Raw genomic sequence first — 10,889 nt, 5'->3', positions numbered from 1 at the left:
ACAAATTTGTCTATTACACCTAGATATTAGCGTCGGTTTCGCCTGTCATACCAATATATGTAGAAAACAGGTGACTTAAAATCACATTATAATTTATTTTTAAATAAAAAAGAGTAAATAATTACTATTAAAAAATAATAAAATCAACTCTTTTGTCTAATAGAGGCATAGTTCAGAAAAATACTAACCTTTTTGTTTACTATGCCTATCATAATGAGATTTTATCTATGTAGGGATTAATCTCGTTTCTGATGTCCTTGATCTAAATGAACTAAATCAATATTATCGTTAGAACCTACACGATAGGCTTGCCCAAAACCTTTTACGAATAAACCTTCGGTAGGGATTAAGTTAAATAATGTAAAATCTGCCATTTTGACTAAGTCATTCACAATTTCACCGTGTCTTTGTGCTAAAGATTGAGTTCCTACAAACCATTCTTCGCTTTCAAAAGGAACTATTTCTGCTTTTGCATTAAAAGATAGGCGATGACGGGCAAAAATCTTATGTGCATCTTGTTCATCCTCAATTAGCATCATAGAAACTTTACCTGTAGTTTTTAAATTGCAAGCATGACGTGCAATATCAGAAATTAAAATGTAATATCCTCTATCATTTGCTACAAAAGGTGCATAGCTAATATTCGGTATGCCCTCTGTATCAACTGTTGCTAGCATGAGAGTTTTGCACTGCATTTTTAATGATTGAATATTTGAACCAATACGTTCTTGTAAGCGAGTTTGACGATCTTCCATGTTAAATAATCCTTTTATTGTAAAATATATTGAGTAAGTTGCTGAAATCTTTCGATCTGATCAGGATAGATTTCCCCTTGTTTGTTACGACCAAGATACACTTTAAAAACTACTTGGTTTTTATCTGAAATAAAAACGATAGCGTGTGTTTCTTTTCCTTTTAATGGTTTACTTACAAGCGCTATATACTTAATATGATCTAATTTTAAGTGACCATGAAAGGTTTTTACCGTTTCTTCACCAAGATTGAGGTTATAGTATCCATACGCTGATTTCCCTATAGGGAAAGTTTCTTTAATTTCAAAAAAAGAACCAGCTTTTTCAATAATAATTGTTACTTCTCCCCATTGTGGTAATTCAGTTAAAATAGTTTCACTATATTGTCCTTCAATAATAGAAACTATGTGTTCAGGAAGAAAACGAATAATCTCCCCTTCAGGTTTATTTAGTTGTGTAGCAAGTTCATGTGTACCAAGGCTAGGATTATCACTTAGTAATGATTTAATTTGTTGTTTGAGTTGAGTCATAAGAATCTTTCTCTAATTAAGTAAGTTTTATAGAATGTTTAAAAATACCTCGCTTGTTTTGCAAGGTATTTTTAGATCAAAGATTAGAATTCATAACGAATTCCAACATTAAAGTTACGACCTGGTACAGTGTAATAATCAGCATTATTACGATCTAAAGATGTAGTACGATCTCCTGTATGACCTAAATCTTTTTGTACTGCAAAATAGGAAATATCTGCCCAATTCCAATATTTTTTATCGAATAAGTTATTAATATTTGCTGTTAACATTAAGTTTTTAGTTGGCTTCCAATATATTCCAAGATCTACTATGTTGATAGTTGCAGTTGGATTATAGATAGTACCATTAATATCACTATCGTTCTTTTTACGAATATGCGTCATAGTAATATTGCCACCATATTGTTCAGCTTCATAAGATAACGCTATTTTTAATTTCAATGGTTGGATAGTATTAATTGGAGTTGTTTTACCATTATTAGTAGCCTTACCGCGTGAATAAGTTACTCCGCCAAATAAATAGGTATTATCATAGAGTTGCCATTTTACATCTGCGGTTACTCCGTAAATTTTAGCTTTGTCTAGATTTTGATATTGAATGAAATATGTGTAACCAGGTTGGATAAGTGATTCTGCATTAATAAAATTTTTATAACGATTATAAAAACTATTCACTCTATATTGGATAGCTTCATTTTGACCTTTGAACCCAAGATCAAAATTATCAGCTGTTTCAGCTTGTAATTTTCCATTACCTACAACTGCAACCTTAATATTTCCAAATGGATTTTCATAGAAAGAACTGGTTAATTGTTGGGAAGATGGTGTTTTTACACCACGAGAATATTGTAGATATGGTGTGAATAAATCGTTTGTTCGCCATTCTATTGCAAGTTTTGGTAATAAAAAGACCTTATGTTGTTTTTCTACAGCAACAATCTCTGAAGCACCTTGGTTGTAGCCACTATTAGATGGATTAGACACAAAATACATACCGCCTAAACGTGGAATAATGGTAAAGTCACCTACTAATAATTCATCTTCTATATACAGATAAGTTTTTGTTTGTCTAGTATTTGCAGTTGGCTTTTTATCTACATTTGAATCTGTTGTTGTAGTGTAATTTAAATTATTCCGATAATTTGTATAGTTAAAAGCAAAGCCATACCGTAATTGTTGAGGTAATTCAGTATTTAAATTGCTTGCTAAGTCAGATTGAAAACCAAGAGCTTGGGTTTTTACGTTAGAATACTCTTGACGGTAATTACTGCTTGTAGTTCGTTTACGATATTGATCCGTTAATGAATTTTGTAAATAGAGTTGGTTTCTTGCTTGTTGTAACCAACCATTTTCATTTTGATATTGGTGATTCAAAGAGATACGTGTTCTACGAGTCGTATCATCACTATATCCTGAAATCTGTTTTTGATTTCTTGTGCTTGGAACAATAGTATCATTAGATGATAAAAGATTAGTTGTTATTGTTTTCTGTTTATTTTCAAAAGTTAACTTTAAGCTATTATGCTCATTCAAATGGTAGATATGCTTAGTAAGTACATAGCTATTTTTGTAATTTGCAGGATCGGAGTTATAAGTATTAGAATCTGCATTATTTTTTGTTTCATGTCCAAAACGTCCAGTTACAATAACCATACCTTCATATTTATCGTCATGTACTGCACCACCTGTTGATAGGTACCAAGATGTATCTACACTATCAAAGCCTGAAGCTATAAAGCCGCCTAAGGCATTATCTTTGTATAAATCTTTGGGATCCAATGTTTGGAAATCGATACCGCCAGATAATGATTGGTGGGAACCACTGTAATTTACTAGAGCAGAACGTAATCCTGTAGGTTCAATAAAATCGCCACGCCCAAAATCTTGTCCATAGGTTACAAAGAGTTTATTCTCTTGGGACTCAGCTAATGATATCCCATCTATTGTCATTGCAACTCGATTTCCTTGTAACCCTCTAATATTTACACCATCATTACCTGAACGAGTACGTTGTAGATCATTGACTTGAATATCTAATTCATTAGCGAGTAAATCTTTTATATTTCTAGGCTGTTTTTTCTTAATTTGGTTAAAAGTAGTGAGATTAATGGAGTTTGTTGCGATTTTGTCTGTATGTTCAACGACAGTAATTTCACCTAATTGATTATCTGCTGCAAAAGTTGGCAGTGTTAGGAAAGATACAAAAGACGTTAAGAAAGATATTTTACTTAATTGGTTAAAGCGGAGGTGAGGATTATAAAAATGGGTTGTTTTTTTGAGCATGGCGACCTCTTAATTATTTAATCAATCTATACTTGTTATCAATGGAGGAAGCAGTGTATTCGATAAATTAAAAAAGTCAATAATAATCATTATCATTTTTATAGGATGTGATTATTAAAGAAATTCAATAAATTTATAACTTTCAAAATCTTTACTAAAATAAAAATGATAATTATCATTAATATTATTTGGAATACGAAAGGGATACATATGAAACAAAAAATAAAATATATCTTTTTGATATTATTATCTTTTATTAATTTAAGTTATGCAGATCAATCTATCCAAGATAGGCAAAAAATAATTAGTATAGGTGCTGGTGTAACCGAACTCGTTGTCGCACTTGGTATGGAGAAACAACTTATTGCAACAGATTCAACAAGTCGTCGTTTTGTAGAACTGTATCATATACCTAGTGTGGGATATCAACGTAACTTAAATACAGAGGGAATATTGTCATTACAACCAGATTTGTTAATCGGTAGTGAAGAAATGGGACCTAAAGATGTGATTCAACAATTGAAACAAGCTGGTATTAGTATTGTTGAATTACAAAATAATAAAAATGATGTGTATGATTTATTAACTCATATAATGCAAATAGGAAAGGTATTGCAGAAACGACAAGAAGCTGAAAATTTAGTGTCTAATGTTAAACAGCGTATAGAAAAAATTACACAAAAGAATTTAACTTCAATGACAGCACTATTTTTATTCTTACCTGATAACAGACAAGTTATGGCTGGAGGTCATCATACTTCTATTGATGGTATGATTCAGCTATTAAAATTAAAAAATATTGCTACAGAAAAAGAGGGTTATTATGCTTATTCAATTGAATCGGCTTTAAAAGCTCAACCTGAAGTGGTATTAGTTGCTCAGCGAGGATTACAGCAAAATATAGAGCATCTTTTTAAAGATTATCCATTCTTAACACAATTTCAAGCAACTAAGAATCATTGTATTTTTACTGTAGATGGTCAAGCGTTATTAGGTGGATTTAATTTAACTTCACTCACTGAAAGTGAACGTATTGCAGATCAATTGAAACAAAATCCACAATGTCATGTACTATAGTTATACTGGATAATGAAGATGTTTCATTTGTCATATCGTCTATTTTTATTCTCGAACATTGTAATATTAATATTATTAATTTTGTTATCTCTACATTTAGGAGCAATTCACTTTGATCTTTCTACTACGTTCTGGGGAATATTTGGGCAGGGAGAAACAAGCGTTGTTTTTGTTTTACAGCAGTTACGTTTACCTAGAACATTATTAGCAATCGTTATAGGTGCAATCTTAGGCGTGAGTGGTGCAGTATTACAAGGGTTATTTCGTAATCCGTTGGCTGATGCAGGTGTTATTGGCATTAGTGCAGGAGCTGCATTAGGGGCTGGCGTTGCAATTGTTTTATTACCAACATCATTACTTTTTTGGCAACAAGGACAACTGATAGCAGGCTTTGCTTTTTTGGGAGGATTATCAGCGACCTTAATGGTATATCGTATTGGGTACACTGCTTCTGGAACAAATATATTACTGATTTTGCTAGGTGGAATTGCAATAGGTGCACTGGCATTTGCTTTCTTAGGAATCTTACAATTTATTGCTGATGATCAAGCATTACGCCAATTAACAATTTGGCAATTAGGTTCACTAGCTAATAGTAACCAATTAACTATCTTCCTTTGCTTTATTGTTCTAATCCTTATTTTTTTGCAATTCAAGCGTATTTCTCCACAATTAAATGCCTTGTTATTAGGAGATCTAGAGGCAAAACATCTTGGGGTAGATATTGAAAAAATTAAAAAACGTTGCATTTATCTAGTTGCATTAGCTATTGGTATTGCCGTTTCTGCCAGTGGAATGATTGGTTTTATTGGGCTTGTAGTACCACATCTTTGTCGAGCGTTATTAGGTCCAGATCATCGAACTTTAATTCCAAGTAGTGCATTAGTAGGCGCAAATTTATTGCTTCTAGCTGATATTGTTGCACGCAGCATTGTACCACCAGCTGAAATACCTATCGGTATTCTTACAGCATTAATCGGAGCCCCTTTCTTTATTGGATTATTGATGAAATATAAGCGAGATCTTTAGTGTTAACCTTGGACAATTTTTCAGTAGAAACTTCAGCAAAAACACTTATTTACCCGTTTACCTTATCCTTAAAAAAAGGGCAAGTAGTGGCTATTCTTGGTGCAAATGGAGCGGGGAAATCGACCTTGTTAAAAGCAATTGGGCAAGATATTACTTATCAAGGTGAGATTAATTGGCAAGCACAAAATTTAGCGACATTATCATTAGCTCAACGAGCGCAACAAATAGCGTTTATGCCTCAACAAACAGTTTTAAATTTTGCTTTTAAGGTAGAAGACATCATACAAATGGGATTGATGATGTATGATCTTCCTAAAAATAGGGTTCAAATATTAACTGAAAAAGTGTTGTTATTGTTTGAACTTATTCATTTGCGTCAGCAAAATTATCTTATACTGTCAGGGGGAGAAAAGCAGAGAGTTCAAGCAGCAAGAGTTTGGTTACAAATTTTAGCATCAAATACACCAAAACTTGTACTTCTTGATGAACCTACGAGTGCATTAGATTTAAAACATCAACATATGTTACTGGCATACGCTAAGGACCTGGCTAAACAACAGCACCTTGTTTTAATTGTTTTGCATGATATAAATTTAGCAAGCCGTTATTGTGATCAACTACTTTTATTACAATCACAACATTTTTTAATGTGTGGCGCACCAGAGAACGCCATTACTAAAGAAAATATCCATAAAATCTATCAATATGATGCAAAAATGTATCAGCAATGTGGAAAGACATGTGTTTGGTAATCTAAAAGAAATATAGATAAGATTTCCTTTTATATTATATTGGTTTCTAAATATTAAATAACCATAATAGATTAACTAGAAGTATAAGAAACTATTTATATAAGATTTGTTAAATAGAAAAAATAGCTAGTATTTAAGAATATCAATACTAGCTATTACACTATAATAATATTGTGCAAAGATTAAAAATACCACTTCGCTAATAAAATCCCTGCTGTTACTGCAATGTTTAACCCTGAAGAGAGTTGATTTGAAAGGGAAAGTGCGATATTTGTTGCGCTTTGATCAAGGTCTTTTAACGTATTTTCGGAAAGTACAATCGCTACTTTATCGGCAAAGGTAACTTTATCAAGTGGTGTTGCTTGTTTCGATAAACTTGCACGCACTAATTGATAACCTGCTTGCTGTAATTGATCTAATGCTAAGGTTGGGTGTTCAGTTTCAAATAGGCGTAAAAACTCGATCCCACCTTCTGCAACACGCATCGCAGCTGGGCTTTGGACTAAATCAATATTATCGGTAATCGCATTTTGTACACCATAAAAGGCTAAGGTTTTTAATACGCCACCAATATTGGCTGCGTTACCTACGCCATCTAAGACAACAACGCAATCTTGTTTACGTGGGATAGCTAAATACCCAGTTAGGCTAAGAGGAGGGCGTTTTTTCACTAATAAACAGATACCACCGTGATGTTCTGTACCTGTTACACGCTGCATTTCGTCATTTTTTACCACGTGATACGCTTTTTTATTTTCTGCTAAATAGCTCATCATATCGCCCGCTTTTTTGCTAAGCTCTTGAGTTACCCATAAACGAACGATATCTTGTGGACGGTGTTCAAATAAAGTCAAACACGCGAGTTCACCATACACTTTCACTTCTTCGGCACGATTTTGGCGAATTTTTTCTGGTGCACGTGGTGATAAAGGCCCTGTTTTTTTCTCTTTAACTGGAGCAGAAGATTTGATTCTTACGCTAACTTTTCCTTCACCTTGAGTATTGGCTTTATGGGCAGTGATTTCTTGTTTTCCACCCCAAATTGAGGTTTTTTCAATGCTTTTTTCACGGCGAGGTCTATCAGAAAAGCGTGGTTTTTGATCATTAAATTGGCGTTTGTTTTTCTCGTTACTACGGAATTTATTTTCTTGGAAAGTTGGTTTTTTATTCATTCGATTCTATCTAGGTTGGCTAATAGGAAAATTTGGCACATTATAACTGAAACAGTTGAGATGTATTAACAATTAATTGTAAACTTAAGCATTTCATACAAAAGCAATTCCATGTTGGAATTTGCATTAACGATGATTAGATTATGCTACTATCCAGATTAGAACGTGCAAAAAGAAGATTATCTCGTTTACCTGCATTTGATTTAACAGAACAACAACTAGAAATCCTTCCTTCAGCAAAAGCGTTTAAACAGCAAATTTTGCAACTGATTGAGCAAGCTGAAAAGCGAATTTATATTACTGCACTCTATTGGGAAAAAGATGAGGCAGGACAAGAGATCCTTGAAGCGGTTTATCGTGCTAAACAAAAACATCCTGAGTTAGATGTCAAAATTTTTGTTGATTGGCATCGTGCACAACGTGGTCGTATTGGTGAAGAACAAAGTAATAGCAATGCAGATTGGTATGCGACCATGCGACAAAAATATGGTTTTGATGATGTAATTTTTTATGGTGTACCAATTAATACACGTGAAATTTTTGGTGTGTTGCACATTAAAGGATTTGTCTTTGATGATACGGTGTTATACAGCGGAGCAAGTATTAATAATGTCTATCTACATCAACAAGATCGTTACCGTTACGATCGCTATCAAGTAATTACACATCCGCAATTAGCAGATTGCTTAGTTGAATTTATTGAACAGCATTTAAATGATATTTCTGCGGTTAATCGATTAGATCAAGCACGTAAATCAACCAGAGAATTACGCCCAACAATACGTTCTTTCCGTAAAAAATTAATGCTAACTGGGAAATACAATTACCGTACTTCGCAACGTTTAGCTGCGGATAAAATGACGATAACACCGTTATTTGGCTTAGGAAAAAATAATTTATTGAATAAAGTGATTGAAGCTTTATTTTTAGTGACACAAAAAAAACTCACTATTTGTACACCTTACTTTAATTTCCCACGTTCGTTACAACATCGAATTCGTACTTTATTGCATGAAGGAAAAAAAGTAGAAATTATTGTTGGCGATAAAACAGCGAACGATTTTTATATTCCACCATCAGAGCCATTTAAATTGGCGGGTGCATTGCCTTATTTATATGAAAAAAATCTACGTCAATTCACAAAACGATTTGCTGAATTTATTGAGAATAAGCAATTAACGATTCGTTTGTGGAAAGACGGAGAAAATAGCTATCACTTAAAAGGGGTGTGGGTGGATGATAATTATGTTCTGTTAACTGGAAATAACCTTAATCCACGTGCTTGGCGTTTAGATGCAGAAAATGGTTTGTTAATTCACGATCCAGGGCATCAAATTACCGAGAAAATCTGTACTGAATTAGCGATGATCCGTACGCATACAACATTAGTGACGGATTACCAACAATTAGAAAAACCAAGTAATTACCCAGCACCAGCACAACGTGTATTACGCCGTTTTGAACGCATTAAAGCGGATCATTTAGTGAAGATGATTTTATAGTTTGATAAGAGAAGTACCATAATGATTTATAGTATGACGGCGTTTGCGCGCCAAGAAATCCAAGCCGAATGGGGCAGTGCGGTTTGGGAAATCCGCTCAGTCAATCAGCGTTATCTAGAAACTTTTTTTCGTTTACCAGAACAGTTCCGTAGTTTAGAAAATACATTGCGTGAGAGCTTACGCCAACGTTTATCTCGCGGAAAAATTGAGTGTAACTTACGAGTAGAAATTAGCCACAGCAGTACAGGGCTTAATCTTAATCGTGAATTAGCGGCTCAAGTAATTGATTCATTACGCTGGATCAAAGATGAGTTGCAACAAGGTGAAATTAATCCGATTGATGTATTGCGTTATCCGGGCGTAGTCGATGATCCTAGTGTGGATCTTGATGAAATTACACAAGAAATTCTACAAGGGTTTGATACCTTATTAACAGATTTTATTGCGATGCGAGCAAGAGAAGGGGAAAAGTTAGCCGAAGCGATCTCTTCTCGTTTAGAGGGTATCCAAACGGAAGTGAATTTTGTACGTCAAAAGATGCCTGAAATTTTGCAATGGCAGCGAGAACGTTTATTACAACGTTTTGAAGAAGTGCAATTACAATTAGAACCAACACGTCTTGAACAAGAGATGATTTTATTAGCGCAGCGTGTTGATGTGGCAGAAGAGTTAGATCGTTTAGAAATGCATATTAAAGAAACTAAAGATATTTTACGTAAAGGCGGTGTGGTTGGTCGCCGTTTGGACTTTATGATGCAAGAGCTAAACAGAGAGTCAAATACTCTCGCCTCTAAATCAATTAATACTGATGTGACTAATTCAGCAGTAACCTTAAAAGTATTAATTGAGCAGATGCGCGAGCAAGTGCAGAATATTGAATAAAATAGGCATAGTAGAAAAATTGTTGCTAAAAAGTGGTTTAAAGCCTTATAGCACAAGGCTTTAAATCACTTTTTTTGAAAAATGAATAAAAACTTGTCCATTCTGCCAAAATCAAACTATCAAGAAATACGGTATTAGAAATAAGATTCAACGTTATAAATATAATACCTGTAATAAGACATTTACTTACCAAAAAAATTAAATCCCGAACAAATTTTGCAAGATTATTCCGAAGGAAAACAGACCTATAAGTCTCTTGCCATAAAATATTATTGTTCAGAAAGAACTATTCAAAGATATTTAGAAAAAGCGCCAAAAGCCTTATTAAACTTGCCTACAAAATCGTCACTTAACTTAATTATTGATACGACCTTTTTTCATCGTGATTTTGGCGTACTTGTCATGATAGATTCTCCGTCAGGTCACGTGATTTATCATCAAATAGTGAAGACGGAAAAAGATGAATATTACAAAATAGCCATGAATAAATTGAGAGAAAAAGGTTGTCAAATTCAATCTGTTACGTGTGATGGGCGGCGAGGACTACTGAAAGATTTATTGAATACTCCGACACAAATATGTCAGTTTCATCTGGTTGCTGTGGTAATGAGAAAGTGACGTAAGAAACACCAATCACTTGCAGGAAAAGAACTCAAAGTTATTGCCAAAATCTTAAAAAAAGTCACAAGAATGAATTTTATCATCGCTTGTATAATTGGTATTTACGTCATCAAGTCTTTTTAAATGAGCTGTCAGAGAAAGCAAATAAACGTGGTTATTTTCCTTATAAACATAGATAGGTAAGAAGTGCTTATGCGAGTGTAAAGCGTTATGAAAAGTATTTATTTACCTATGAGAAATATCCAGAATTAAATATAGAAAAAACAACCAATCGGATAGAAGGATTA

General features: G+C 33.6%; 11 protein-coding genes. 7 read left to right on the top strand and 4 right to left on the bottom strand.

The features are described from left to right. Window positions 1-236 precede the first annotated feature (236 nt). The 3 genes from hutZ to QV06_RS07510 form a co-directional block, all read right to left on the bottom strand. Complete coding sequence (gene hutZ / locus QV06_RS07520) at window positions 237-755, bottom strand: heme utilization protein HutZ (protein ID WP_065237607.1); 519 nt, start codon at window positions 753-755, stop codon at window positions 237-239. A 14-nt stretch (window positions 756-769) separates the two neighbouring features. Beyond that, window positions 770-1,282 carry a heme utilization cystosolic carrier protein HutX gene (gene hutX / locus QV06_RS07515; RefSeq protein ID WP_065237606.1) on the bottom strand — a complete coding sequence of 171 codons (513 nt, stop codon included), beginning with the start codon at window positions 1,280-1,282 and terminating at the stop codon, window positions 770-772. A gap of 83 nt (window positions 1,283-1,365) precedes the next feature. Next, window positions 1,366-3,567 carry a TonB-dependent receptor domain-containing protein gene (locus QV06_RS07510; protein WP_065237605.1) on the bottom strand — a complete coding sequence of 734 codons (2,202 nt, stop codon included), beginning with the start codon at window positions 3,565-3,567 and terminating at the stop codon, window positions 1,366-1,368. Between the two features lie 210 nt (window positions 3,568-3,777). Between QV06_RS07510 and QV06_RS07505 the strand changes: the two genes are divergently transcribed. Genes QV06_RS07505 through QV06_RS07495 form a run of 3 tightly spaced genes read left to right on the top strand, consistent with a single transcriptional unit; the run spans window position 3,778 to window position 6,425 of the window. After that, window positions 3,778-4,644, top strand: a complete 867-nt coding sequence (locus QV06_RS07505; RefSeq protein WP_065237604.1) for a heme/hemin ABC transporter substrate-binding protein — start codon at window positions 3,778-3,780, stop codon at window positions 4,642-4,644. Window positions 4,645-4,656: 12 nt separating this feature from the next. Next, the gene (locus tag QV06_RS07500; RefSeq protein ID WP_348536867.1) at window positions 4,657-5,673 is read left to right on the top strand and encodes a FecCD family ABC transporter permease; all 1,017 of its coding nucleotides are present in this window, start codon (window positions 4,657-4,659) and stop codon (window positions 5,671-5,673) included. Continuing rightward, window positions 5,673-6,425, top strand: a complete 753-nt coding sequence (locus QV06_RS07495; RefSeq protein WP_065237602.1) for an ATP-binding cassette domain-containing protein — start codon at window positions 5,673-5,675, stop codon at window positions 6,423-6,425. The genes QV06_RS07500 and QV06_RS07495 overlap by 1 nt, the downstream gene beginning before the upstream one ends. 182 nt (window positions 6,426-6,607) lie before the next feature. On the opposite strand, the gene QV06_RS07490 is transcribed toward QV06_RS07495, so the two are convergent. Further along, window positions 6,608-7,597 (bottom strand): TrmH family RNA methyltransferase, encoded by a 990-nt coding sequence (locus tag QV06_RS07490; RefSeq protein ID WP_065237601.1) that lies wholly within the window; start codon window positions 7,595-7,597, stop codon window positions 6,608-6,610. Window positions 7,598-7,740: 143 nt separating this feature from the next. On the opposite strand from QV06_RS07490, the gene pssA reads away from it, so the two are divergent. The 4 genes from pssA (at window position 7,741) to QV06_RS12195 (ending at window position 10,599) form a co-directional block, all read left to right on the top strand. Continuing rightward, window positions 7,741-9,099, top strand: coding sequence for a CDP-diacylglycerol--serine O-phosphatidyltransferase (gene pssA, locus QV06_RS07485; RefSeq protein WP_065237600.1), 1,359 nt, complete (start codon window positions 7,741-7,743; stop codon window positions 9,097-9,099). Between the two features lie 21 nt (window positions 9,100-9,120). Next, window positions 9,121-9,981 (top strand): YicC/YloC family endoribonuclease, encoded by an 861-nt coding sequence (locus QV06_RS07480; protein ID WP_065237599.1) that lies wholly within the window; start codon window positions 9,121-9,123, stop codon window positions 9,979-9,981. A gap of 85 nt (window positions 9,982-10,066) precedes the next feature. Further along, window positions 10,067-10,183 carry a transposase-like zinc-binding domain-containing protein gene (locus tag QV06_RS12200; RefSeq protein ID WP_432416511.1) on the top strand — a complete coding sequence of 39 codons (117 nt, stop codon included), beginning with the start codon at window positions 10,067-10,069 and terminating at the stop codon, window positions 10,181-10,183. Window positions 10,184-10,197: 14 nt separating this feature from the next. Next, window positions 10,198-10,599 carry a hypothetical protein gene (locus QV06_RS12195; protein ID WP_082985065.1) on the top strand — a complete coding sequence of 134 codons (402 nt, stop codon included), beginning with the start codon at window positions 10,198-10,200 and terminating at the stop codon, window positions 10,597-10,599. Window positions 10,600-10,889: the final 290 nt, after the last annotated feature.

Origin of the sequence: Gallibacterium genomosp. 3 (assembly GCF_001678475.1) — a bacterium.
Taxonomy (GTDB): Bacteria; Pseudomonadota; Gammaproteobacteria; order Enterobacterales; family Pasteurellaceae; genus Gallibacterium; species Gallibacterium faecale.
Note: the sequence above shows the minus strand (reverse complement) of the source record. Positions and strands in the feature narration are given on the sequence as shown.